Origin of the sequence: Brenneria goodwinii, from assembly GCF_002291445.1 — a bacterium.
Classification (GTDB): domain Bacteria; phylum Pseudomonadota; class Gammaproteobacteria; order Enterobacterales; family Enterobacteriaceae; genus Brenneria; species Brenneria goodwinii.
Genome location: NZ_CP014137.1, coordinates 2827181 through 2853752, shown reverse-complemented (window position 1 = coordinate 2853752; position 26572 = coordinate 2827181). Strand labels below are relative to the sequence as shown.

The window sequence follows — 26572 nt, the reverse complement described above, 5'->3', positions numbered from 1 at the left end:
AGCAATCTTAAACACGCCTGTTTTTTAAGCGCACGGTTTGTGCGTGGCAGTCTTTTTCGGTTAACCAGGATGGCGTGTTATGTACGATAAATTATTGACGGTTTCTGATGCGGCGAAAATGCTGGGGATCTCCGCCAGCACCCTGAGGCGCCTGGAGGAAAATGGCGAGGTGAAAACCTACGGCCTCAAGGTGGTTTATACTCCCGGCGGCCAGCGCCGCTATCTGGCCGATGAAATTCAGCGCATTTATTCACAGACCGGTTTCGCCAGCAAAATTGGTTTTGGCGCCAAGGCGGCCATTCTGATACGGGATGTGACCTATGCTTTTATGGATTCGGGCTCCACGCTGGCGATCAATACGCCGTTTAATAAAACCGCGCTGTGTCGACTGCTGGGAGCGGCCAGGCTACACCAGTCACCGACGGTGTTTACCCGCACGGTTTATCAGGAAGATCACCCTTTTTCCCGCATGTGGGGAAAAAAATTTTCCTCTATCACCGTGTTGACGGATGACGCCTACCTGAATCAGGCCGATGCGGCTGTGGAGGATATTGCGTTCGATCGGATGCAGTCCACCTGCTATATCTCGGATTTGCACGGTCACGATCTGACGATGTGGCTGAAGCAGCAGGGCGTGGATACGGTGATCCTGGGGGGCGTGACCGCCAGCGGCAGCCTGCGCGCCACGGCGATTGAGGCGTTCCAGGCCGGGTTTCATGTGGTGGTGCCGCGGGAAATTGTCGGCGACAGAAGTCAGTCCGTACTGGATTTCACCCTGTTGGATCTCAATGCCCGCTATGCGGATGTGCTTGGCATCGACGAGGTGCTCGGCTGGCTGGCCGAACAGCCTGTTGCGGCGGAACAGACGCAGGCGTAATCCCTATCGCGGCACACACTACATATCCAGTTCAATGTCATTGACGGGCATACAGCAGCAGGGAAGGATCTCTCCCTGTTGAACGCACGCCAGCGGCGCCTGACGGTATACCACGTTACCCTTGAGCAAGCGGATACGGCATGAGCCGCAATAACCGGAGCGGCATTGATACTCGACGCTCATCCGCTGGGATTCCAGCGCATCCAGCAGGGAGGCGTGTCGGTCGGAACAGGTGAACTGCGCGCCGGAGGCGCGCAGGGTAATGGTTGACGCCGTCATGATTACAATTGGAAATCGCTGAGGTCATCGGCATTGATTTCAGAATCAATCTGACCCACCAGATAAGAACTGACTTCCACTTCCTGCGGGGCAACCTGCACGTTATCGGAAACCAGCCAGGCGTTAATCCACGGAATCGGGTTGGTGCGCGTTTCAAACGGCAGCGACAGACCCACGGCCTGCATACGGATGTTGGTGATGTATTCAATGTACTGACACAGAATATCTTTGTTCAGGCCAATCATCGAACCATCGCGGAACAGATATTCCGCCCACTCTTTTTCCTGCTGTGCGGCAAGCACGAACAGGTCATAACACTCCTGCTGACATTCTGCCGCAATCTGGGCCATATCCGGATCGTCATGGCCTGAACGCATCAGGTTCAGCATATGCTGGGTGCCGGTCAGGTGCAGCGCTTCATCACGCGCGATCAGCTTGATGATTTTCGCGTTGCCTTCCATCAGTTCACGTTCGGCGAAGGCGAACGAGCAGGCGAAGCTGACGTAAAAGCGGATCGCTTCCAGCGCGTTGACGCTCATCAGGCACAGATACAGACTCTTTTTCAGCGCATACAGATTAACGGTAACGGTTTTACCATTCACCTGATGCGTCCCTTCGCCCAGCAGGTGATAGTAACCGGTCATCTCGATAAGCGTGTCGTAATAACCGGAAATGTCCTTGGCGCGTTTCAGGATCTCTTCATTGGTGACGATGTCGTCAAACACCAGCGACGGATCGTTGACGATGTTGCGGATGATATGCGTGTAGGAGCGGGAGTGGATGGTTTCGGAAAACGCCCAGGTTTCCACCCAGGTTTCCAGCTCAGGAATGGAGATCAGCGGCAGCAGCGCCACGTTCGGGCTGCGCCCCTGAATGGAATCCAGCAGAGTCTGGTATTTCAGATTGCTGATAAAAATATGTTTTTCATGCTCTGGCAGCCCTTGATAATCGATACGATCGCGGGAAACGTCCACCTCTTCCGGGCGCCAGAAGAAAGAGAGCTGCTTTTCAATCAGCTTTTCAAAGATTTCGTATTTTTGCTGATCGTAACGGGCAACGTTAACCGATTGACCAAAGAACATGGGTTCCAGTAGCTGGTCGTTTTTATTCTGTGAAAAAGTGGTATAGGCCATTGATCTCTCCAAAAAATGCCGCAGCATTTTTTAACGCCGCCTGCGGCGGCCCGCCATAAAAATGAAGCGTTTGCATACCTGACTGAGGTTGACTGAATCAACCCCACCCCAGCCATCTCCTTCACTGGGGAGGGAGTGTTTTGTCAGCAACCTTTATAAAAGGCTTAAATCTTACAGGCTCCGCCTTCGCAACCGTCGTCCTGCGGCTCAGCCAGCAGATCGTCCTGCGCATCTTCCGCACCGTCGCGGGTGTTTTGATAGTAGAGCGTTTTTACGCCAAACTTATACGCCGTCAGCAGGTCTTTCAGTAACTGCTTCATCGGCACTTTTCCCGACGGGAAACGCGACGGATCGTAGTTAGTGTTGGACGAAATGGCCTGATCGACAAATTTCTGCATCACACCGACCAGTTGCAGATAACCGTCGTTGTTAGGCATTTCCCACAGCAGTTCGTAAGCGTCTTTCAGTCTTTCATACTCAGGCACTACCTGACGCAGAATACCGTCTTTAGACGCCTTAACGCTGATGTGACCCCGCGGCGGTTCAATACCGTTGGTGGCGTTGGAAATTTGCGAAGAGGTTTCAGACGGCATCAGCGCGGACAGCGTAGAGTTGCGCAGGCCGTATTCTTTAATGTCGTTACGCAGCGTTTCCCAGTCATAATGCAGCGGTTCGTTGCAAATCGCGTCAAGATCGCGTTTGTAAGTATCAATCGGCAATACGCCCTGAGAGTAGGTCGTTTCGTTGAACCACGGGCAGGCGCCTTGCTCGCGCGCCAGTACGTTAGAGGCTTTCAGCAGATAGTACTGAATGGCTTCAAACGTTTTATGCGTCAGATTGTTGGCGCTGCCGTCAGAATAACGAACGCCGTTTTTCGCCAGATAATAGGCAAAGTTAATGACGCCGATGCCCAGGGTGCGGCGGCCCATCGCCCCGCGGTTGGCGGCCGGGATCGGGTAATCCTGGTAATCCAGCAGCGCATCCAGCGCGCGTACCGCCAGCGTCGCCAGCTCTTCCAGATCGTCAAGGCTGTCGATAGCGCCGAGGTTAAAGGCGGACAGCGTACAGAGCGCGATTTCACCGTTTTCGTCGTTAACGTCTTCCAGCGGCTTGGTCGGCAGGGCGATTTCCAGGCACAGGTTGGACTGACGCACCGGAGCCACGCCGGCGTCAAACGGACTGTGGGTATTGCAGTGGTCTACGTTCTGGATATAGATACGGCCCGTCGAGGCGCGTTCCTGCATCATCAGCGAGAACAGCTCGACCGCTTTGATACGCTGCTTACGGATGCCGTCATCCTGTTCATACTGCACGTAGAGACGTTCGAATTCATCCTGATCGGCGAAGAAGGCGTCATAGAGTCCCGGCACGTCCGATGGGCTGAACAGCGTAATCTCTTCACCTTTCACCAGACGTTGATACATCAGCTTGTTGATCTGAACGCCATAGTCGAGATGACGGACGCGGTTGCCTTCCACGCCACGGTTATTTTTCAATACCAGCAGGCTTTCCACTTCCAGATGCCACAACGGATAGAACAACGTGGCCGCGCCGCCGCGCACGCCGCCCTGCGAACAGGATTTCACCGCGGTCTGGAAATGTTTATAGAATGGGATACAGCCGGTATGGAAGGCTTCGCCGCCGCGGATCGGGCTGCCCAGCGCACGAATGCGACCGGCGTTGATACCGATGCCCGCACGTTGGGACACATATTTTACGATCGCGCTGGAGGTCGCGTTGATGGAATCCAGGCTGTCGCCGCACTCGATCAGAACACAAGAGCTGAACTGACGGGTTGGCGTGCGCACGCCGGACATAATCGGCGTCGGCAATGAAATTTTAAACGTCGAGATCGCATCATAGAAACGCTTCACGTAATCCAGACGGGTCTCACGCGGATAGCCGGAAAACAGGCAGGCGGCGACCAGAATATACAAGAACTGGGCGCTCTCGTAGATTTCGCCGGTCACGCGGTTCTGCACCAGATATTTCCCTTCCAACTGCTTGACCGCGGCATAAGAGAAGTTCATGTCGCGCCAGTGATCGATGAAGCCATCCATCTCGGCGAACTCTTCGGCGCTATAGTCTTCCAGCAGGTGCCTATCGTATTTACCCATGTCGACCATTTTGGCGACGTGAGCCAATAGCGTTGGCGGTTCGAACTGGCCGTAGGCTTTTTTACGCAGGTGAAAAATAGCCAGGCGCGCGGCCAGATATTGATAATCCGGGCTTTCACGCGAGATCAGGTCGGCCGCTGCTTTGATAATGGTTTCATGGATGTCGGCGGTGCGGATGCCGTCATAGAACTGAATGTGGGAGCGAAGCTCCACCTGAGAAACAGAGACATTGTGCAATCCTTCCGCGGCCCAGGTAATGACTCGGTGGATTTTGTCCAGATTGATTTTTTCTTTACTGCCATCGCGTTTGGTTACTAGCAGGCTCTGGTTCATGGGGCGTAGTACCTATCCATTCTTTTAACCCTACATGGGTTGCGGCATATAAAATAAAGCGTCAGACACAGTTGTGCCTTTTCGCTTAACGCAAACACTATATATAGGGGGGCGGGTTTAGTTTGATAACAAGATAATGAGAAAAACGTGTTATTGCAAGTGAACAAAATCAGACTAAATTGTGGATAACCTGGGTGGTAAATGTTACTTATTTGCTAAGCGCCGGTTTACTGGCGGCCTCTAGACCTGTCAATACGTGGGGATAAAAAAATAAATAATTGATCGGTTGCCGCTTTCTTGTTCGTGATGGCGTTTATCATCGCGCTCACGCGTTCACATGACCAACGGCACTAGGAATTGTCTGGTTATTTTAAGGCGCCCGCCGATCCCTGCCTGCCGCGGCAGGGATGACGGAAAATGCGCGCATACGAAACAGTTGCGTCGAACGAAGCGGGGGACGCCGCATCATTGGATAACGGGCTTATGCCTCACGCCGGGTGTGCAGCATATAATTGACATCCACGTTGGGGCCGAGCTTAAAGTGGTCCGTCAGCGGGTTGTAGTGCAGCCCGATGATGTGGCGTTCGCGCAACGGCGTGGTATCGATCCAGCCAATCAGCTCCGCCGGGCGAATGAATTTTTTAATGTCGTGCGTACCGCGCGGCACCATCTTCAAAATGTATTCGGCGCCGATAACGGCCATCGCCCAGGCTTTGGCGTTGCGGTTAATGGTGGAGAAAAAAACGTGACCGCCCGGTTTGACCAACTGCGCGCAGGCTTGAACCACGGACTGCGGATCGGGTACGTGCTCCAGCAACTCCATGCAGGTAACCACATCGTATTCGCCCGCGTGCGCCTGGGCGTGCGCTTCCACGGTTTCCTGAATGTAATTCACCGCTATGCCGCTTTCCAATGCGTGCAGGCGGGCCACCTGTAACGGTTCCGCCCCCATATCCAGGCCGGTGACGTCGGCGCCTTCTCGCGCCATGCTCTCTGCCAGAATGCCGCCGCCGCAGCCTACATCCAGCACTTGCTTGCCAAACAGACCCTCGGCGCGTTGCGCGATATAACCCAGTCGCAGCGGGTTGATGCGGTGCAAGGGTTTGAATTCACCCTCCAGATCCCACCAGCGGGGGCAATGGCCTCAAATTTGGCGATTTCCTGCTGGTCGACATTCGGTGTTTGATTTTCTGCCTTCATGTGCAATCACTGCCTTTGGTTATCTTTGTCTTTGGTGAGTATATCGTTAGCGCCCGGGATGTTGTATCCCTTCATCTGGCGAGCCGCGGATGGATTGGCCGCTTGCCTGGATGTGAAATCCATTGCGCATCGTTTTCCTCTCGGGCCGTTCCCGAGGAATATCATTTGTCGAATGGCGGGGAGTTTTCCCCGAAACCGCGGTTTGTGATATACTTTTTCACCTTTTGAACTCGGGTAGATGCATAAATAGAGGGATAGCGGCTCCATGAGCGACCTTGCCAGAGAAATCACACCGGTCAACATTGAAGAAGAGCTTAAAAGCTCATATCTGGACTATGCCATGTCCGTTATTGTCGGGCGTGCGTTACCAGATGTTCGTGATGGACTAAAGCCGGTACACCGCCGCGTACTGTTCGCGATGAGTGTACTGGGAAATGATTGGAACAAACCTTATAAAAAATCGGCTCGCGTCGTCGGGGATGTTATTGGTAAATATCACCCACACGGCGACTCAGCCGTTTATGAAACGATCGTCCGTATGGCGCAGCCGTTTTCACTGCGTTACATGCTGGTTGACGGACAGGGCAACTTTGGTTCAATTGACGGCGACTCAGCGGCGGCAATGCGTTATACCGAAATACGCATGGCGAAAATCGCCCATGAGTTGTTAGCCGATCTGGAAAAAGATACCGTTGATTTCGTGCCGAACTACGACGGCACGGAGCAAATTCCCGATGTCATGCCAACCCGGATACCGAACCTGCTGGTTAACGGGTCTTCCGGTATCGCGGTCGGGATGGCGACCAACATTCCGCCGCATAACCTGACGGAAGTGGTGAATGGTTGTCTGGCTTATATCGATGACGAAAACATCAGCCTTGAAGGCCTGATGGAACATATTAAAGGGCCGGATTTCCCGACCGCCGCCATTATTAATGGCCGGCGCGGCATCGAAGAGGCATACCGTACCGGGCGCGGCAAGATTTATATTCGCGCGCGCGCCGAGGTGGAAACCGACGACAAAAACGGGCGTGAAACCATCATCGTGCATGAAATTCCCTATCAGGTGAACAAAGCGCGCCTGATTGAGAAAATCGCCGAACTGGTGAAAGACAAGCGTATTGAAGGCATTAGCGCGCTGCGTGACGAATCCGACAAAGACGGTATGCGTATCGTCATTGAGATTAAACGCGATGCCGTGGGTGAAGTGGTTCTGAACAACCTTTACTCCCAGACTCAGTTGCAAACGTCTTTCGGCATCAACATGGTGGCGCTGCATCAGGGCCAGCCGAAGATCATGCCGCTGAAGGATATCCTGGCCGCATTTGTTCGCCACCGTCGTGAAGTGGTAACCCGCCGGACCATTTTTGAACTGCGTAAAGCCCGCGACCGCGCGCACATCCTGGAAGGTCTGGCGATTGCGCTGGCCAACATCGATCCGATCATCGAATTGATTCGCCGGGCGCAATCGCCGGCGGAAGCGAAGGCCGGATTGATCGCCCAATCGTGGGAACTGGGTACGGTTGCCGCGATGCTGGAACGTGCGGGTGATGACGCCGCGCGTCCTGAATGGCTGGAGCCGGAGTTCGGGATCCGCGACGGCCGTTATTATCTGACGGAGCAACAGGCTCAGGCGATTCTGGATCTGCGTTTGCAGAAACTGACCGGTCTGGAGCATGAAAAACTGTTGGATGAATATAAAGCGCTGTTGGAGCAAATTGCCGAACTGCTTTATATCCTGGAAAGTCCTGAGCGCCTGATGGAAGTGATCCGCGAAGAGCTGGAAGCCATCAAGGAGCAATACAGTGACGAGCGCCGTACTGAAATTACCGTCAATACCGCTGACATCAACATCGAAGATCTGATTAATCAGGAAGATGTGGTGGTGACTCTGTCGCATCAGGGTTACGTTAAATATCAGCCGTTGAGCGATTATGAAGCGCAGCGCCGCGGCGGCCGCGGCAAATCCGCCGCGCGCATTAAAGAAGAAGACTTTATCGATCGTCTGTTGGTCGCCAACACGCACGATACGATCCTGTGCTTCTCCAGCCGTGGCCGTTTGTATTGGATGAAAGTTTATCAGTTGCCGGAAGCCAGCCGCGGCGCACGCGGCCGTCCTATCGTCAACCTGCTGCCGCTGGAGCCGGATGAACGCATCACGGCGATCCTGCCGGTGCGGGAATACGAAGAAGGGCTGAATGTCTTTATGGCGACCGCTAGCGGAACGGTGAAGAAAACCGCCTTGACCGTGTTCAGCCGCCCGCGCAGCGCCGGGATTATCGCCGTTAATCTGAATGACGGCGATGAACTGATTGGCGTCGACCTGACCGATGGCAGCAACGAAGTCATGCTGTTCTCGGCGGAAGGGAAGGTGGTTCGCTTCTTGGAAGGCGCGGTACGCTCCATGGGCCGTACGGCGACCGGGGTGCGCGGCATCAACCTGCAAGGCGACGATCGCGTCGTTTCTCTGATTATTCCGCGCGGCGAGGGCGACATCCTGACTGTGACGCAGAATGGTTTTGGCAAACGTACCGCTGTCGGTGAATACCCGACCAAATCCCGCGCCACCAAGGGGGTTATCTCCATCAAGGTGAGCGAGCGTAATGGTAAGGTCGTCGGCGCCGTTCAGGTGGATGCCGCCGATCAGATCATGATGATTACCGACGCCGGAACGCTGGTTCGCACCCGTGTTTCCGAAGTCAGCATCGTTGGGCGTAATACCCAGGGCGTGACGCTGATTCGTACGGCCGAAGATGAACATGTGGTGGGTTTGCAGCGTGTCGCTGAGCCGGTGGAAGATGAAGAGTTGGATGGCGTTGCCAGCGTTGACGGCGAGATCGCCGAAGACGAAGACGTTGCCGACGACATCGACGCCGATGATGATGACATGGTGGAAGATGACGAATAAGCGTCGGTAAGCCTATTGTAAATGTCAGGCCAGCGTGTGATACGCTGGCTTTTTTTATGCGGTATCGGTAGTGTATCGACAAATAATCGTTACCGTCAGTTCTATCAATTCAATGGTATCAACTTGAAATATCTGGCCTCGTTCCATACGACATTAAAAGTCTCCCGTTATTTATTCCGGGTGCTGGCGGTTATGCTATGGACGCTTGGCGCGCTGATATCCATTTTTTATATCAGTAATGTACTGAATGAAAAAGAATCGGAGCTGCGCCAGGAATATAACCTGAGCTTCGATCAGTCTCAGGGTTATATTCGTCACGCGGCGGATATTGTGCGGGAGCTTAAATATCTGGCCGCCAATCGCCTGATGAACACGGCGGAGAATCAAGGTCAGCCGGTAGATGGGGAGCCCTCTTTATCTATTTATCCGTTATCGCCGGGAGCGAAATGTTCGGTTCATGATGAGGGTAGCGATAGTTCTCTGGCCGCGCTGAATAATTTTTTTAACGGCTGGCGGGAAAATTTTTCCGCTGTGTACGATCTTAATCGGGTATTTTTTGTCGGCGGCGATCGGCAGTGTATGGTTGATTTCGGTATTCGCAATCAGTCGCTCGATCGCGATAACCTGCTTAAGAATGTGCAGGATCGCTTTGTGGAGCAGAAAAATACCAGCCAGTCCGTGATACGGGATGAATCCGTCTACTGGATTACGCCGGCATCCATACCGGATGTCGGTTATCTGTATGCGCTGACGCCGATTTATATCGGTAATAAGCTGGAAGTGATCATGGGAATTGAGCAAACCATTCGCCTTGATGATTTCGTATTCTTAGGGAAATTCCCGATCGGCGCCAAGCTGATCAACCAATATAATCAGCCGGTATTGCAGTTTTCTGAAGAGTCCGGTCATTACTTATCATCTACCGGCTCTTATCCCGTCGAGCATAACTATTTTGGTTATGTGAATGGTTATGATGAAATTATTCTGAAAAAGAGCCTGCCGCCGACGAATTTCAGCATCATTTATTCTCTGCCGTTAAAGGTATTATTGTCTCATATCGGTCCGCTGATTATTAATATGGCGGTGCTTAATACGCTATCGGCCATTCTACTGTTTTTACTGAGCTGGTTCTTCGAACGCAAAATGCTGCTGCCTGCCGAAGTCAATGCGTTCCAGTTAGAAGAAAATGAACAATTCAACCGCAAGATCGTGGCCTCTGCTCCGGTAGGGATCTGTATTTTGCGCATCAATGACGGGACGAACATTCTCAGCAATGAATTAGCGCATAATTACCTGAATTTGCTTACTCATGAGGATCGTCTGCGCATTACCCGTATTATTTGCGAGCAGCAGTCCAAGTTTGTCGATGTGATGACCAGCCGCAACCATCACCTGCAAATCAGCTTTGTGCACTCCCGTTATCGTAATGAAAATGTGGCGATTTGCGTCCTGCTGGACGTCAGCGCCCGTGTCAAAATGGAAGAGTCGCTGCAGGAAATGGCCAATGCCGCGGAGCAGGCGAGCCAGTCTAAATCGATGTTTCTGGCAACGGTCAGCCATGAATTGCGTACGCCGCTTTATGGCATTATCGGTAACCTGGATTTATTGCAAACCAAAGCCTTACCCAAGGATGCAAATCGTCTGGTGGCGGCGATGAATAACTCCTCCTCGCTATTATTGAAAATCATCAGCGATATTCTCGACTTCTCCAAGATTGAATCTGAACAATTAAAAATTGAACCCAGCGAATTCGCACCGCATGAGGTGATTAGCCATATTTCCAGTAACTATTTACCGCTGGTGGTGAAAAAACGCCTGACGCTGTACTGCTTTATTGACCCTAATGTGCCGGTGAGTCTGTCCGGCGATCCGGTGCGCCTACAGCAGGTGCTCTCTAACCTGTTGAGCAATGCCATCAAATTTACCGATACGGGATGCATTATTTTCCAGGTCGGCTGTCGCGACGGTTATCTGGAATTTTTGGTGCGGGATACCGGGGTGGGGATCCCGTTCCGGGAAACCGTTAAGCTATTTGATCCGTTCTTTCAGGCCGGGAGCGGCGTTCAGCGCCATTTCCAGGGAACGGGGCTGGGTCTGGCCATCTGTGAGAAATTGGTCAACCTGATGGATGGCGATATTTCAATAGAGTCGGAGCCTGGGCTGGGCAGCCAGTTTGGCGTCAGGATCCCGCTGTACAAAGCGCATTACGTGCCGTTGGCGATTAGCGCCGGCTTACAGGGAAAAATGTGCTGGATTATGGTGCGCAATGCCCGAATGGAGTCTTATTTGCTGGCGTTTTTACAGGCGCACGGGATGCAGGCTTGTCGTTATCAGCATCAAACTATTGGCCGTGATGACGTGATTATCAGCGATTATCCGGTTTCGCAGCAGTTTGAAGCGAAGGCGTATATTGTCATTAGCGGCTCGCATACCGGATCCGCGCAGGAAATCAGCCCCGGACACTGGGTGCATAGCACCTCCGCGCCGCAATATTTGCCTAACTTGCTGGAGAAGATTTACCGTCCGGATGCGGGCTGCGCGTCGCCTTCCGCGCTCTCGACGCCGCTGACCAACTATGGCTGCATCGAAAATGGCGACATTATGATTCTGGTGGTGGACGATCATCCCATCAACCGTCGTTTACTGGCCGATCAGCTTGGCTCGTTGGGTTATAGGGTGATGACGGCTAATGACGGCGTTGATGCGCTCAGCGTATTAAGCAAAAACAAAATCGATATCGTGCTGACGGATGTCAACATGCCGAATATGGATGGGTATCGGTTAACGCAGCGACTGCGTGAAATGGACATGACTTTCCCGGTTATCGGCGTTACGGCGAATGCATTGGCGGAAGAGCGGGAGCGCTGTTTGCAGTCCGGTATGGATAACTGTTTATCCAAACCCGTGACGCTGGATACCTTGCAGCAGAGTTTGTCCCATTACAGCATCGTGGTTCGCCAATCGCGGGAAACGACGGAAATATCGGAAACCTGAGTTGCGGGGGCGCTTTCCGGCAACAATACGTTCGCAGCATTGCCGTTAATTACCCCCTACCGACCTCCCCCTTGCCAGGGGGAGGAGCCAGACGCTAGAAACGCGGGGCTTTCTCCCTCCCCTGCGAAGGGGAGGGATGGGGTGGGGTTAGAACCAGAAGAGCCGTCATCAGTTTGAAGCGCATTTACGCCTTATTCTGTTTGCGAGCCGTTGCCGTTAACAGAAGAAAGGTAGTTCAACAGGGCGATATCGTTATCCACGCCCAATTTTGTCATGGCTGACTTTTTCTGACTGCTGATGGTTTTGATACTGCGGTTAAGTTTTTTGGCAATTTCGGTTACCAGAAAACCTTCGGCAAATAACCGTAAGACTTCGCTCTCCTTTGGCGACAGGCGCTTGTCGCCATAACCGCTGGCGCTGATTTTCTCCAACACTTTGGATACGCTGTCCGGCGTAAATTTTTTGCCTTTTTGCAATGCGGCCAACGCTTTAGGCAAATCGGTCGGCGCGCCCTGTTTCAGAACAATGCCTTCAATGTCCAAATCCAGCACGGCGCTTAGAATCGCCGGGTTATTGTTCATGGTCAGAACAATAATGGAGAGATGGGGAAAGTGGCGTTTAATGTATTTAATTAACGTGATGCCGTCGCCGTATTTATCTCCCGGCATGGACAAGTCGGTAATTAAAACGTTGGCGTCCAATTTAGGTAGGTTATTGATCAGCGCAGTTGAGTCTTCAAATTCACCAACCACATTGACCCATTCAATTTGTTCAAGCGACTTTCTGATGCCGAAAAGGACAATGGGATGGTCGTCGGCAATAATTACGTTTAGATTACTCATCGTTTTGGTTACTCATATGTTGGCTACCTTGCTGTAATAATGCACTGACAAACCCCTCAATTTCATGAAGGTTATTTTCTATCTGTACACTATCGCGCGCGGTAATATGCTGTTCAAGCTGCTCACACAGTTGTTTGCCAGGATGCAGATTTAACATGGCGAACACGCCTTTCAACCGATGTGCTGTCTGCGCAAGTGATAAAAAATCGCCATCTTCCGCCTCAGTATACAGCCTCTTTAAATCATCCGGTACTGTCTCAACAAACAGGGAATAGTAATCACTTGACGCCAATTGCTTGGCGTAAAGGCCGGTATCCTTGCTATCCCCAATCAACGGCGTATCCGCAGGCGTTTCCAACCGTTGCTCAATCAACTTAAGTAACGCCTCCAGCAATTGCTGGCTGATATTGTAATTCGCCTGCAGCCGGTGAGGCTCCAGAGAAATTAACGCCGCGGCGTCGCCGCTGAGCAGTATGGAATACTCCTCGTTTTTTTCCGGATCGTCGGTGATGCACAGATCCGCCTGTTGATTAACCTGACGCTCATCAATGAGCTGATAATCGGCTCCCCAACCAGTCAGCAGCCGGCTGACGATATTTCGAACTTCATCTGACGTGATATCCAGTAAGACCGTAATATCGTCCAGCAGCTTTTCTTCCTCAACGGGGAGCGCTTCAGGCTCCATGGCGATCGCTAAGATATAGTGCGTGCCAAGTCCTGCTTTACTGTGAATATTCAGTCTGCCGCCCAGTTTATTACAGAGCTGATTGCACAGAAATATCGTCAGCCCTGAATTTTGACTGAAGCGATCCGATGTGGCCGGATGTAGGAATGGGTAGTCGAGGTTATCCTGTCCGTCACCTGTAATTTCCGCGCCGGTATCGCTGATCTGAATAATCAGTTTCCCCGGATCGTTGGTATCACGATCGGTAGAAATCGTAATCTTGCCATAATCGGTATTAATAATGGCATAGTTCAGCAGCAGCGACAGCGTTTTACGCAGAAGCTCGCTATCGCCCAGATAGGTTTGGTTAATATCCAGATTATAGTGATTGAACAGGGAAAGTCCTTTCTGATTAATTCTCGGCAGTAATTCCAGCAGCAGGTTGTCGATCATTATCAACGGAGAAAAACTCTGCTGGGCGGGCAGCCATTCTTGCCGCTCCAGTTTTTCCTGTAGTTCGATATTTTCCAGTAATTCAATCACACAGCCGGCATTCGTTAACAGTTGCTGAATGATCCGCTGCTGTTCGGCGATATCCTCGGTACGGTTAATGGCAAACAAATGTTGGCGCAGGGAAAACAAAGGCTGCTTGATTTCATTGAGCAGGTTTTTGAACAGACGTTTTCTGGCCTGAACATTCTTCTCATATTCACGCTGCGCCAGCTGGAGTTTTTTGTTGACCAGAATCTCTTTATCCTGTTCACGCAGCAAAAACAGACAATAATCCGGCGAGTATTGACTACGGAACTGGCGTATTTCATACATTTCATTATTCACCGTAACCTGAACGATGCCCTGATGCTCATCGGCCATATTGGTGATTTTCTGCAGACTGAGATGGGGTAATAAACTTTCTGACAGCGCGTTCTGTATGACAACCTTATTGCTGCTGAAATCATAAATCAGCACGCCCATGGGAATTCGGCTTATCGTTTCATCATAAATATCCAACTGATCGGCCAACTGCTGGGAGACATCTTCATTGGGTTGAATATATTTTCGGCGGAAAATATAAAAGCCGGAAAGGGCGAAAAGCAGCAGCGCCAGATTAAGCAATAGCAGCCAAATATTATTATTCAGCATATTGAGAACCAGCACCCTTATCGGAACCTGAAAAACGATTTTTACCGGTGCGTTAATCAACTGGGAAGATATCTCAATCAGCGATCCGTTCAGCTGTACCACCGAGATATCCTCATTGCCGCTATTGGCGTCAATACTGGCTGATGTGTCTTGTCGCAACACGAAGTTTTCCCGCGACATATCAAGAGGGATCAAATCGTTGATGGGTAAGTCGAAAGCGATAATGGTGGCCAGATGGCCGGGCTGATTGAATGTTGTGCGCAGCGTGAAATAGTAGTTGTTATAAAAACGCAGCTTACGAATAGGAGAAAAACTTTCACGTTCGTCCAGGGCATTGGCCTGTTGCAGCATTTCTGTCCGGCGCGCTTCCGCTATCGCGGTGATATAGCTGCCGCGAAACTGGGATGAGATATCTTTCAACGTCTGGGTTGAGATCATCGTCAGACTATTATCGATGCCGTTAAGATAGTACATGGTATAGACATCGTTTTCCGCGCCCCACAGAATATCCAGATAACGCGATATACGGTATACGGAATTTAGCGTCGATTCATCGTGTTGGCCGAAGATCAGGGCATCGGTTTTTTGATCGCTTTTCTCTACGTAAAAGACATCCGGCATCAGGCTGATGGCGTTTATATTGGTGTCGTTGGCCAGTGGGTCGCCGTTCAGGCTGCCATAAATCTGGTAGGTGAAAAAACGATAAGTATCGATGCGCTTTTGTACGCCCTGAGCGACATCCGTTAACGCATGCTTCTTATTCATTAGCCAGTTGCAAAGGTAATTGTAGCTAAACGTGCCGGTGGTAAGAAGCAACAGCATGATGAACAGGGAGAAATAGCGCATTATTATTGCTGGCATTGCTTAATGCTCCTGATTAACGAATAACCGCACGCGCACTGATGCTGACGATCAATAACAATAGCGCGACGCAGCCAAATGCCACCGCCAGGCTGCTGATTTGCGCGATAAAACCCAGCAGGGTCGGACCAATCAGAATACCGGCGTAACCGACGGTGGTGATTGAGGCGATAGCCAGATTCGCCGGCATGACTTTTTGGTTGCCCGCGGCGCTAAAAAGAATCGGCACCACGTTTGATGCGCCAATTCCCACCATGACAAAGCCGAAAATAGAGGTTACCGCGCTGTCGATGCTGATGGTTAACAGCAGGCCTAACGCCGCGCAAAGGCTGCCGCCGGCAAGGATGGCATAGCGCCCCAGCGCATTGACGATGCGATCGCCATTCAGCCGGCCCAGCGTCATCGCGACGGAAAAGGCGGCATAGCCGATACCCGCTTGCGCATGGTCCAGACGGCGTTCGGCGTTTAAAAACAGCGCGCTCCAGTCCAGAATTGCGCCTTCGGCCAAAAACATAATAAAACACAGCAGGCCAATAAACATGATCCAACCCCGAGGGATCACAAATAACGGGGTTCTATCAACCTGATTGGTGGTGCGCAACAGATGGCTTTGCGCCAAAGAGAACAACATCAGGCAGAGGGCGACAATAATCAGAATGGCCGTGACGGGGAACAGTCCCAACCACAGCAGGGCGCTGACGCCGCCTGCGCCGGCGATACCGCCAACGCTGAAGAATCCGTGAAATCCCGACATCATCGCCCGGCCGCCGGCCTGTTCAACAATAACGGCTTGAATATTCATCGACACATCAATCGTGCCGATGGCCGCGCCGAAAAACAGCAAGGTAATGGCCATCAACGGCAGCGTATTCGCCTGCGTCAGCATCGGCAGCACCAGGCAAAGCAATGCGCCGGCCGATAATATGACGGTTCGGCATCCCAGCTTACTGGTCAACAAACCGGCGAATGGCATCGCCAGTAGGGAACCTATACCGAGAGAAAGCAGCAGCATGCCTAAGGAGGCGTCGCTGACCGCCAGGCGATCTTTAACGAAAGGCACCAGCGGCGCCCAGGAAGCCATAGCAAACCCCGCGATAAAAAAAGTAATACGCGTTGCTGTCTGAGCCTTTTTACCGGGTTGTTGTTGGTTGACGACCTGCTCGGAACTCAGTGTTGTACTCATGGCCTGAACGACACATTCCTGATGGATGCAATGGGGATTCTTTCTACCATAATTGCGGCGCTGAATCGAAGAGATCGTCATTTTCAGGCCATAGAACGGGGGATTATCGGATAAGTTAACGCGAGTTGTGCGAAAGATGAGCGATAATCCCTCGTAAAGCAGGATGAGCCTGGTAAAGGCGACGTCTGCACAAAACGAAACCAGGGATAAGATCCATTCTCCTTTTATCCTGATAACCTCTCACCCTCCGCGCCTTTTTTTCCGTATAATCCCGTACTTTAAGTTAGGATACCGGGGTTACGTTGAGACAACTTTCCGACTTGTTGCGTCACGTGCAGCAGGCGTTGCGCAAGCCACAGCCGATAAATGCGGGTTTCAGGCAGATAACGCATTCATTGGTCATCAGCGAAGCGGCTGAGTTATTGCCATGGCTGGCAACGCAACCCGTTTACCCACAGTTTTACTGGCAGCACCGTCAGGACAATGAAGAGGCGGCGGTTTGCGGACGCGTGTGCGGTTTTCATCACATTCAGGATGCTGAGGCGTTCCTTACGCGGCAAAAATGCGCTCGGAACGTGCGTATCTGGGGATTGAATGCGTTTAACCAGACGTCTCAGCGCGCACAAGGCGCATCCCCCAGCTATCTCTTTTTGCCGCGGGTTGAACTGTTGCGCCAGGGCAATACGCTTAGCTTACAAATCAACCTGTACAGTGAAACCTCGCTACAGCAGGATGCCGAGGAAGCATCGGCGTTCATCAATTTTCTGCTGCCGATGCGTCCACAACCCCCTTTGCAGACGCAGATCGAGAAAATAGAACATCAGCCGGATCGTCAACGCTGGGGCAGTCTGCTGCAGCTCGCGCTGCGCGATATTGCCGCCGGCGCGATGGAAAAAGTGGTGCTGGCAAGAGCGACGACGCTCACGCTGGATCGGCCATTACAGGCGACAACCTTTATGGCCGCCAGCCGTGCGGCCAATCATCGCTGTTTTCATTTCATGCTGGCGCATGATGCCCGGCAGGCGTTTCTCGGCTCCAGCCCTGAGCGGCTTTATCGTCGATGCGATGAGCGGCTTGAAACCGAAGCGCTGGCCGGTACGGCGGCGAGTGATAAAGACGCAAACAAAACGGCGGCGCTTGCCGACTGGCTGATGAAGGATACGAAAAATCAGTGTGAAAACATGATGGTGGTCGATGATATCTGCCAACGCCTGCGGCGGTCGGCGCGATCGCTGGATGTGATGCCGCCTGAAATTATCCGCCTGCGCAAAGTTCAGCATCTGCGTCGCGCCATTCTGGCGGAGCTGAAGGAGAGGTCGGACGCCGTCTGCCTTGATGATTTACAGCCCACCGCCGCCGTGGCCGGTCTGCCCAGAGCCGTCGCTCGTCGTTTCATCGCGGAGCATGAACCATTCGAACGCGGTTGGTATGCCGGCTCCGCCGGTTATCTCTCTCTTCAGCAGTCGGAATTTTGCGTGGCGTTGCGTTCGGCGGAAATCAGCGACAATATTCTGAAGCTGTATGCCGGCGCCGGCATTTTGGCCGGTTCTGATCCAGAGCAGGAATGGCTGGAGTTGGAAAACAAGGCCGCCGGGCTAAAATCCCTGTTAGAGGGTGATATGTCATAGTTTTGTTTTATGTTTGTTGTGTCCGGTGCCGGTTTATATCAAAGTCGGCACTGTGAAAAATATCATCATTACTATCACCTGAGCCGTTGAGTAAATAATGTCAACAAGTGTATTTAATCGTCGCTGGGCCGCGTTACTGCTTGAGGCGCTGACCCGTCACGGCGTGCGTCATATCTGCATTGCGCCCGGCTCCCGTTCTACTCCGCTGACGTTGTCCGCGGCCGAGCATGGCGCGCTGATTTGTCATACCCATTTTGACGAGCGGGGATTAGGACATTTGGCTCTGGGGCTGGCGAAAACCAGCGGCGAACCTGTTGCGATTGTGGTGACATCGGGTACGGCGGCGGCGAATCTCTACCCGGCGATCGTTGAAGCCGGATTGACCGGCGAGCGCTTAATCGTGCTAACGGCCGATCGCCCTCCAGAATTGATGGACTGCGGCGCCAATCAGGCCATCCGTCAGCATGGATTATACGCTTCTCACCCAACGCTGGCGCTGAACTTGCCGCGCCCCACGCCGGATATTCCCGCCCGTTGGCTGGTTTCCACGGTGGACGGCGCCATGGCCCGGCTCACGCACGGCGCGTTGCATATCAATTGTCCGTTTGCGGAACCATTATACGGCGCCGATGATGAAACCGCTTACCGTGACTGGCTGATGCCGCTGGGCGACTGGTCGCAAAATCGTGCGCCCTGGCTGCGGGAGGAGCAGGCGCGCGGGCTAATGGTTCAGCCCGATTGGGCGGCGTGGCGGCAAAAGCGCGGCGTGGTGATTGCCGGCAATGTCGGCCCGCGGCAGGGCGCGCAGATCGCGCAATGGGCCAGTACGCTGGGCTGGCCGCTGATTGGCGACGTGCTTTCGCAAAGCGGCCAGCCGTTACCCTGCGCCGATATCTGGCTGGCCAGTCCTTTGGCGGCCGAGCGGTTGCGGCAGGCCGACATCGTCGTGCAGTTCGGCGGTAACCTGACCGGGAAACGGTTGCTGCAATGGCAAGCGCAATGTCAGCCGCGGGAGTACTGGCTGGTTGATGCGCGGCCGGGCCGTTTGGATCCGGCGCACCATCGCGGTCGCCGCCTGATTGCCGATATCAGCGACTGGCTCAGCGCTCATCCTCCGTTGGAGCAGGCTCCGTGGGCCGATGACCTGACAACGATGGCCCATCGGGCGCAACAGTTGGTCATCACCACGCTGGCGTCGCGCTTTGGCGAAGCGCAATTGGCGCAGCGCATTCCCGAACTCCTGCCGCCGGGAGGACAACTTTTCGTCGGCAATAGCCTGGCGATCCGCCTTATTGATGCGTTGGCGCAGCTGCCGGCGGAATATCCGGTGTACGGCAATCGCGGAGCCAGCGGCATTGATGGCCTAATCTCGACGCTGGCGGGGGTTCAGCGCGGCAATGGCCGGCCCACCTTGGGGATCGTGGGCGATCTTTCCGCGCTGTACGATCTGAATGCGCTAGCCTTGCTGCGTCAGGCTTGTGCGCCGCTGATCCTGATCGTGGTCAACAATAACGGCGGTCAGATCTTTTCGCTGCTGCCGACGCCGCCGGAACAGCGGGAAGCGTTTTACTGCATGCCGCAAAATGTGGAGTTCGGTCATGCGGCGGCGATGTTCGGTCTTAACTATGTCCGGGCCGACAACTGGGAAGCGATCGCAGCCGCGGTTGCCAACGGCTGGGAACAGGGGGGCGTGACGCTGCTGGAGGTCGTGGTGGCGCCGCAAGACGGCGCGCAAACCTTGAACGCGTTAGTCTCGCAGGCGGCGGCGTGGTCATGCTGAACTGCCGGAAAATCGTCCATGAGGGCGTGCCTCCCTCTCGTCCGTGGCTGGTATGCCTGCATGGCCTGTTGGGCAGCGGCGAGGATTGGCAGTCGATCGCGCCGTTTTTCAATGACTGGCCTTTACTGCTGGTGGATTTGCCGGGACATGGCGGCTCGCGCGCTATTGCGGTCGACGGTTTTGCCCAGGTCAGCCGGCTGTTAACCGCTACGCTGCAACGGCAGGGTATTGACGCGTACTGGCTGCTGGGGTATTCGCTGGGCGGCCGTATTGCCATGTATCACGCCTGCTGCGGGAAGCCTGACGGCATGCAAGGGCTGCTGGTCGAAGGGGGTAACCCTGGTTTGACGCCGCCGCTATTACGTGAGGAGCGTCTGTTGCATGATGCCCGCTGGGCGCAACGTTTTCGTCATGAGCCCATCGACGTGGTATTGAATGATTGGTATCGGCAGGCGGTATTTGCTGATTTAAACGCTGTTCAGCGTGCCAGTCTGGTTGCCCGACGCCGCCATAACCAGGGCGCGGCGGTGGCGGATATGTTGGCGGCCACCTCGCTTGGGCGTCAGCCCTGGCTGGGGGAAAAGCTCCGGCAGTTGGTTTTTCCCTTTGTCTATCTGTGCGGTGACCTGGACACTAAATTTCAGCTGTTGGCAAAGCAGTATAATCTGCCGTTACTGAGCGTGACTCAGGCCGGCCATAATGCTCATTTAGCCAATCCGGCGGAGTATGCCGCGCGGATACTTTCTTTTATTTCGCATCCCGTTAAGGATTAATTACTATGCTTTATCCCAGTGAAGAACTGCTTTACGCCCCGGTGGAATGGCACGATTGCAGCGGCGATTTCGTCGATATCCTTTATCACAAATCCACTGACGGCATCGCCAAAATCACCATTAATCGTCCCCAGGTGCGTAATGCTTTTCGCCCGCAGACGGTGAAAGAGATGATTCACGCGTTGGAAAATGCCCGTTACGACGACGGCATCGGCGTCATTATTCTGACTGGGGCGGGGGAAAAAGCGTTTTGTTCCGGCGGCGATCAGAAGGTGCGCGGCGATTACGGCGGTTATCAGGATGACAGCGGCGTGCATCATCTGAACGTGCTGGATTTCCAGCGTCAAATCCGTACCTGCCCGAAACCGGTGGTGGCGATGGTTGCGGGCTACTCCATCGGCGGCGGACATGTGCTGCATATGATGTGCGATCTGACTATCGCAGCGGAGAACGCCATCTTCGGTCAGACCGGGCCGCGTGTCGGATCGTTCGACGGCGGCTGGGGCGCCTCTTACATGGCGCGCATCGTCGGACAGAAAAAAGCCCGCGAAATCTGGTTCCTGTGCCGCCAGTATGATGCCGCGCAGGCGTTGGATATGGGGCTGGTCAACACCGTGGTGCCGTTGGACTCCCTGGAAAAAGAAACGGTTCGCTGGTGCCGTGAAATGTTGCAGAACAGCCCGATGGCGCTACGTTGTCTGAAAGCGGCGTTGAATGCCGACTGTGACGGACAGGCGGGATTGCAGGAACTGGCCGGCAACGCCACCATGCTGTTCTATATGACCGATGAAGGACAGGAAGGGCGTAACGCCTTTAATGAAAAACGTCAGCCCGACTTCAGTAAATTCAAACGGAATCCGTAATGCGTCAGGTTAAGGTTTATCGCTACAGCGTACCGATGGAAGCCGGCGTGGTGCTGCGTAACCAGCGCCTGAAAAGCCGCGATGGGCTCATCGTTCTTCTGCAACAGGACGGCGGGCAAGGCTGGGGCGAGATAGCGCCGCTGCCTGAGTTCAGCGCGGAAACGCTGGCGGAGGCCGAATCGGCGACGCTGGCGCAGCTACGGCGCTGGGTTGCCGGCGAGGCGCCGGCCGATGATCTTCCGCCCTCCGTGGCGTTTGGCCTGAGCTGTGCTCAGGCTGAGCTGGAACAGCGGTTGCCGGAAGCGGCTGATTACCGTAAAGCGCCGCTGTGCAACGGCGATCCTGACGAACTGTTCGCGATGCTTCAGGGGCTGCCGGGTGAAAAGGTCGCCAAGGTCAAAGTCGGGCTGTATGAAGCCGTGCGCGACGGCATGATCGTGAATGTGTTGCTGGAAGCCCTGCCGGATCTGAAATTGCGGCTGGACGCCAATCGCAGCTGGACGCGCGCCAAGGCCGATGGCTTTGCCCGCTATGTGGCGCCGGCGTTGCGTTCGCGCATCGCTTTTCTGGAAGAGCCGTGCAAAACCCGTCAGGAGTCCCGTGAGTTTGCGCGGGAAACCGGTATCAATATCGCCTGGGATGAAAGCGTGCGGGAAGCCGATTTCCAGGTTGAAGCGGAACCGGGCGTCAGCGCCATCGTGATAAAACCGACGCTGGTCGGCAGCCTTGACCGATGCCAGCAACTGATTCAGCAGGCGCACCAGGTCGGTTTAACCGCCGTCATCAGCTCCAGTATCGAATCCAGCCTGGGACTGAACCAGTTGGCGCGGCTGGCGCACTGGCTGACGCCGGATACCATTCCCGGTCTGGATACGCTGGATTTGATGCGGGCGCAGGTGGTCAGATCCTGGCCGGAAAGCGGGTTACCGCTGCTGACGGCCGAACAACTGGAACTGGTATGGCAATGCTGAACGACTGGCCCTGGCATTACTGGGCCGAACAGGCGTCGCAGAACGTCGCGTTGATTGAAGAGGATACCCGCTGGAACTGGCGACAGGTGGCCGCACGGGTTAATCAACTGGCGGCCGGTTTTGAAAAACAGGGGGTGAAGCCCGGTTGCGGCGTGGTGCTGCGCGGCAAGAACAGCGGGACGATGCTGTTTTGTTATCTGGCGCTGCTGCAATGCGGCGCGCGGTTATTGCCGCTCAATCCGCAACTGCCCGAATCGTTAACCCATACGTTGCTATGTTCTCTCGACGTCACCTATGGATTGTGTCTGAGCGGGCAGCCGTGGCCGTCCGGCATCGTTGCGTTGCAGCCTGAATCCGCTGAATCGCTCTCTTCCGCTTACCCGGTACAGCCCTGGCGGCCGCAACAGTTGGCGACGCTGACGCTAACCTCCGGCTCCAGCGGCGTGCCGAAGGCGGCGGCGCATACCTTTGCCGCGCATCTGGCCAGCGCAGAGGGCGTACTGGACATGATGTCGTTCTCGGCCGGCGATAGCTGGCTGTTGTCGTTGCCGCTGTTTCATGTTTCGGGGCAGGGGATTGTGTGGCGCTGGCTGGCCTCTGGCGCAAGGATTGTGGTGCGTATAAAACAGCCTTTGGAGTCCGCGCTGCAGGATTGTACGCATGCATCGTTGGTGCCGACTCAGCTATGGCGGCTGTTATCGCAAAACACCGTGCCGGCCACGCTGAAAGCGGTACTGCTGGGCGGTTCGATGATCCCGCAGGATTTGACGCGTCAGGCCGAAGCGTGCGGCGTGCGCTGCTGGTGCGGATACGGTTTAACCGAACTGGCCTCGACGGTGTGCGCTAAACGCGCCGATGGCCGCGCCGGGGTGGGGCTGCCGTTACGCGGACGGGAAATCCGGCTGGCGGGCGAGGAAGTGCTGCTGCGCGGCAGTACGCTGGCATCGGGCTACTGGCGGGATGGGCGACTGTTCCCGTTAGTTGATGAAGAGGGATGGTTCCACACCCGCGATCGCGGATGTTTCGCCGAGGGCGAGTGGCGAATTCTGGGGCGTCTGGATAACCAGTTTTTCAGCGGCGGCGAAGGCATTCAGCCGGAATATATTGAGTCGCTGCTGCTCACGCACCCCGATGTCCAGCAAGCCTGCGTCGTACCGGTGGATGACGTGGAGTTCGGTCAGCGTCCGGCGGCGGTGATTGAAATCACCGAAGCGGCAACGCTGGACGATATCCGGGATTGGTTGTCGCCCCGGTTAGCGGGATTTCAACGCCCGGTGGCCTATTATCATCTGCCGGCGGCATTGAAAAACAGCGGGATTAAAATCTCCCGCCGTCAGGTGCAGGTTTGGGTGGAGAGTAAAAGCCATCAGGAGAAAGACTGAGGCGTGTTTTCCCTTGGTTTGATGCTCGACTTTGTGGTTCCGCCCCACCTCATTCCCCTTCGCGGGGAAGATCGCGTAGTTGCTCCTCCCCCGAACAAGCTGTCTCTTAGTCACATTTTTATGCAGGCTTGGAGACGGTTTCGTGCGTCACAATACCGCCATTTTCATGCGACCTCGTCGCACGCGCCCGACACGGGGCGGCCGGGTGGAGGTCGTTAAGGGCAATGCGAGTTTTGAAACGCGCGCTCGCCCATTCAGTTATTTCCCAACGGCTTCCAGCGCTTTTTTAACCCCGGCGCCATAGGCGGGATCGACCTTATTGAACAGTGCGATCTGGCGTTCCTGGATAAATTCAGGCACCTGCGACAGTTCACCGGCGATACGCTGGAACATCCGCTGGTGTTCTTCTTCGCTCAGCAGGTTAAACAGCGCGCGAGGCTGGCTGTAGTAGTCGTCATCTTCACGGTGATTCCAGTGATCGGCCGCCCCTTCCAGGGTTAACGGCGGTTCGCTGAAATCAGGCTGTTCCTGAAATACGCCAAAGCTGTTCGGTTCATAGGTCGCGCCGTTGCCGCTGTTGCCGTCGATACGCATGGCGCCGTCACGGTGGTAGTTATGGAACGGACATTTTGGCGCATTTACCGGGATCTGATGATGGTTCACACCCAGACGGTAGCGTTCCGCATCGCCATAGGAGAACAGACGGCCTTGCAACATTTTATCCGGCGAGAAGCTGATGCCCGGTACGGTGTGCGCCGGGTTAAAGGCGACCTGTTCCACTTCGGAAAAGTAGTTGTCCGGGTTGCGGTTCAGTTCGAAAAAACCGACATCAATCAGCGGGTAATCGCCGTGCGGCCAGACTTTTGTCAGATCGAACGGGTTATAGGGAACCTGTGAGGCTTCGGCTTCCGGCATAATCTGTATCTGCAGATTCCAGCGCGGGAAATCGCCGCTTTCAATCGCGTTGAACAGATCGCGCTGTGAACTTTCGCGATCTTTACCAACCAGCGCTTCCGCCTCGTCATCCATCAGATTTTCGATGCCTTGCTGGCAGCGGAAATGGAATTTCACCCAGAAACGTTCATTGGCGTTATTGATAAAGCTGTAGGTGTGGCTGCCAAAGCCATGAATGTTGCGGAAAGACTTGGGTAAGCCCCGATCGCTGAAATCGATCGTCAACTGGTGCAGGGCTTCCGGCAACTGCGAGAAGAAGTCCCATTTGTAGACCGGGTTACGCAGGTTGGTGCGCGGATCGCGTTTGACAATATGGTTGAGATCGGGAAATTTCAGCGGATCGCGCAAGTAGAATACCGGCGTGTTGTTACCGACCAGATCCCAGTTACCCTCTTCGGTATAGAATTTCATGGCAAAACCACGGATATCGCGTTCGGCATCAGCCGCGCCGCGTTCACCGGCTACCGTGGAGAAACGCACGAACATGTCGGTCTTTTTGCCTATTTCAGAAAATATTTTCGCCCGGGTATAACGGGTGATATCGTGGGTGACGGTGAAGGTGCCGTGAGCGCCGGAGCCTTTGGCGTGCATCCGTCGTTCTGGAATCACTTCACGATCGAAATGCGCCAGTTTTTCCAAAAACCATACATCTTGCAATAACATAGGACCACGCGGCCCGGCGGTGACTACATTGTTATTATCAACCACGGGTGAGCCGGCAACGGTCGTCAGCTTTTTTTTGCTCATCATCTTTTCCTTATATTATCGCTATGAGTATTTGAGTTTCCCCTAATACTATTAGTCATTATGTGGTCTTTAGGCAAATGATGGCGCTTATCTTTTTACCATGGTTATCTGAACGCTATTTGCAGCGGCGCTGAAGGAAAAAATGGTATTTTAGGACAACGTTACGCTGGAGTACCTGCGCGATTCGCGTAGAATCGGCGACGATATCAACTTGTTTTTGCACGCGCGTTTAATAACTGCTTTGAAGGGTATTAAAAATGAAAAAATTTGTGATTGCTTGTGCAGGAAGTTTGCTGTTTGCCGCATCTTCTGTATACGCCATTGGCATTTCCGGGGAAGCGGGGCGTGATTATGCCGGTGCAAACGTTGGGTTTGGCCTGTTGGTCCCTGGGCTGTCCGGCAGTGTGAGTTACGCTCACGGCGACAGCAATAACGATGTTTACGGTTTCGGTCTGGGCTATACGCTTCCGGTCGGCCCGCTGAAAGTGACGCTAGGCGGCAAGGCGCTGTATTTGAATCAGGACCACGGTTCTGACGGTCATGCGCTGGCGCTGGGCGGCGGCGTGCAGTGGCCGATCAACCGTTATTTCTCGCTATATGGTGAAGGTTATTACTCGCCGGACGCCTTCTCCAGCCACGTGGATCACTACGTCGAAGGTAAGGCCGGCGTCCGCTGGCAGGTTGTTGGCCCGCTGAATGTGGATGTGGGTTATCGCTATATCAATCTGGCCGGCGAGAGCGGTCGTTCAGACAACAAACTGGCTGATTCCGCCTACATCGGCGTAGGTTTGAATTTCTAATTACTGCGCGGTCGCGGTGAAGTCAAAAACGGGCGCGATAATTCGCGCCCGTTTTGCATCTCTTATATTTTTACAAATGTTGGATCCATTATCCGCCGTCGAGTCGTATTGTAATAGGAACAAGAAAAAATCATTGTTTA

Annotated in this window: 17 protein-coding genes and 1 pseudogene; 10 read left to right on the top strand and 8 right to left on the bottom strand. The window is 54.0% G+C overall.

Going from position 1 to position 26572, the window contains the following annotated elements:
• Positions 1–79 precede the first annotated feature (79 nt).
• Positions 80–877, top strand: a complete 798-nt coding sequence (locus ACN28R_RS12785; RefSeq protein ID WP_095834597.1) for an isochorismatase family protein — start codon at positions 80–82, stop codon at positions 875–877.
• Positions 878–895: 18 nt separating this feature from the next.
• On the opposite strand, the gene yfaE is transcribed toward ACN28R_RS12785, so the two are convergent.
• The 4 genes and pseudogenes from yfaE to ubiG all read right to left on the bottom strand — a co-directional run bounded on the left by yfaE (position 896) and on the right by ubiG (position 5939).
• The gene (gene yfaE, locus ACN28R_RS12780; protein WP_048635748.1) at positions 896–1156 is read right to left on the bottom strand and encodes a class I ribonucleotide reductase maintenance protein YfaE; all 261 of its coding nucleotides are present in this window, start codon (positions 1154–1156) and stop codon (positions 896–898) included.
• A 2-nt stretch (positions 1157–1158) separates the two neighbouring features.
• Complete coding sequence (nrdB, locus tag ACN28R_RS12775; protein ID WP_048639611.1) at positions 1159–2289, bottom strand: class Ia ribonucleoside-diphosphate reductase subunit beta; 1131 nt, start codon at positions 2287–2289, stop codon at positions 1159–1161.
• A gap of 164 nt (positions 2290–2453) precedes the next feature.
• Complete coding sequence (gene nrdA, locus ACN28R_RS12770) at positions 2454–4739, bottom strand: class 1a ribonucleoside-diphosphate reductase subunit alpha (RefSeq protein WP_095834596.1); 2286 nt, start codon at positions 4737–4739, stop codon at positions 2454–2456.
• Between the two features lie 481 nt (positions 4740–5220).
• Positions 5221–5939 (bottom strand): annotated as a pseudogene (gene ubiG / locus ACN28R_RS12765) (bifunctional 2-polyprenyl-6-hydroxyphenol methylase/3-demethylubiquinol 3-O-methyltransferase UbiG).
• A 265-nt stretch (positions 5940–6204) separates the two neighbouring features.
• Between ubiG and gyrA the strand changes: the two are divergent.
• Both gyrA and rcsC read left to right on the top strand, forming a co-directional pair.
• Complete coding sequence (gene gyrA / locus ACN28R_RS12760; RefSeq protein WP_048635744.1) at positions 6205–8847, top strand: DNA topoisomerase (ATP-hydrolyzing) subunit A; 2643 nt, start codon at positions 6205–6207, stop codon at positions 8845–8847.
• Positions 8848–8970: 123 nt separating this feature from the next.
• The gene (gene rcsC, locus ACN28R_RS12755) at positions 8971–11841 is read left to right on the top strand and encodes a two-component system sensor histidine kinase RcsC (RefSeq protein ID WP_236840243.1); all 2871 of its coding nucleotides are present in this window, start codon (positions 8971–8973) and stop codon (positions 11839–11841) included.
• A gap of 191 nt (positions 11842–12032) precedes the next feature.
• Here rcsC and rcsB read toward each other — a convergent pair whose 3' ends face one another.
• From rcsB to ACN28R_RS12740, 3 genes are read right to left on the bottom strand one after another with little or no spacing between them, the layout of a single operon-like run.
• Positions 12033–12683 (bottom strand): response regulator transcription factor RcsB, encoded by a 651-nt coding sequence (gene rcsB, locus ACN28R_RS12750; protein WP_048635743.1) that lies wholly within the window; start codon positions 12681–12683, stop codon positions 12033–12035.
• Positions 12676–15351 (bottom strand): phosphotransferase RcsD, encoded by a 2676-nt coding sequence (gene rcsD / locus ACN28R_RS12745; RefSeq protein ID WP_095834594.1) that lies wholly within the window; start codon positions 15349–15351, stop codon positions 12676–12678. Before rcsD ends, rcsB begins: the two co-directional genes overlap by 8 nt.
• A gap of 16 nt (positions 15352–15367) precedes the next feature.
• Positions 15368–16534, bottom strand: a complete 1167-nt coding sequence (locus tag ACN28R_RS12740; RefSeq protein ID WP_048635741.1) for an MFS transporter — start codon at positions 16532–16534, stop codon at positions 15368–15370.
• A 302-nt stretch (positions 16535–16836) separates the two neighbouring features.
• Between ACN28R_RS12740 and menF the strand changes: the two genes are divergently transcribed.
• The 6 genes from menF (at position 16837) to menE (ending at position 23931) form a co-directional block, all read left to right on the top strand.
• Positions 16837–18162: an isochorismate synthase MenF gene (menF, locus tag ACN28R_RS12735; RefSeq protein WP_048635740.1), complete on the top strand. Its 1326-nt coding sequence runs from the start codon at positions 16837–16839 to the stop codon at positions 18160–18162.
• Between the two features lie 97 nt (positions 18163–18259).
• Positions 18260–19942, top strand: a complete 1683-nt coding sequence (gene menD / locus ACN28R_RS12730) for a 2-succinyl-5-enolpyruvyl-6-hydroxy-3-cyclohexene-1-carboxylic-acid synthase (protein WP_048635739.1) — start codon at positions 18260–18262, stop codon at positions 19940–19942.
• Positions 19936–20715 (top strand): 2-succinyl-6-hydroxy-2,4-cyclohexadiene-1-carboxylate synthase, encoded by a 780-nt coding sequence (gene menH / locus ACN28R_RS12725; protein WP_095834593.1) that lies wholly within the window; start codon positions 19936–19938, stop codon positions 20713–20715. The genes menD and menH overlap by 7 nt, the downstream gene beginning before the upstream one ends.
• Positions 20716–20720: 5 nt before the next feature.
• Complete coding sequence (gene menB, locus ACN28R_RS12720; RefSeq protein ID WP_048635738.1) at positions 20721–21578, top strand: 1,4-dihydroxy-2-naphthoyl-CoA synthase; 858 nt, start codon at positions 20721–20723, stop codon at positions 21576–21578.
• Positions 21578–22549 carry an o-succinylbenzoate synthase gene (gene menC, locus ACN28R_RS12715; protein WP_048635737.1) on the top strand — a complete coding sequence of 324 codons (972 nt, stop codon included), beginning with the start codon at positions 21578–21580 and terminating at the stop codon, positions 22547–22549. The genes menB and menC overlap by 1 nt, the downstream gene beginning before the upstream one ends.
• The gene (menE, locus tag ACN28R_RS12710) at positions 22537–23931 is read left to right on the top strand and encodes an o-succinylbenzoate--CoA ligase (protein ID WP_095834592.1); all 1395 of its coding nucleotides are present in this window, start codon (positions 22537–22539) and stop codon (positions 23929–23931) included. Before menC ends, menE begins: the two co-directional genes overlap by 13 nt.
• Before the next feature lie 258 nt (positions 23932–24189).
• On the opposite strand, the gene ACN28R_RS12705 is transcribed toward menE, so the two are convergent.
• Entirely contained in the window at positions 24190–25632 is a 1443-nt protein-coding gene (locus ACN28R_RS12705; RefSeq protein WP_048635735.1) for a catalase, read from the bottom strand.
• Positions 25633–25889: 257 nt separating this feature from the next.
• Between ACN28R_RS12705 and ACN28R_RS12700 the strand changes: the two genes are divergently transcribed.
• The gene (locus ACN28R_RS12700) at positions 25890–26432 is read left to right on the top strand and encodes a YfaZ family outer membrane protein (protein ID WP_048635734.1); all 543 of its coding nucleotides are present in this window, start codon (positions 25890–25892) and stop codon (positions 26430–26432) included.
• The last annotated feature ends 140 nt before the right edge of the window (positions 26433–26572 follow it).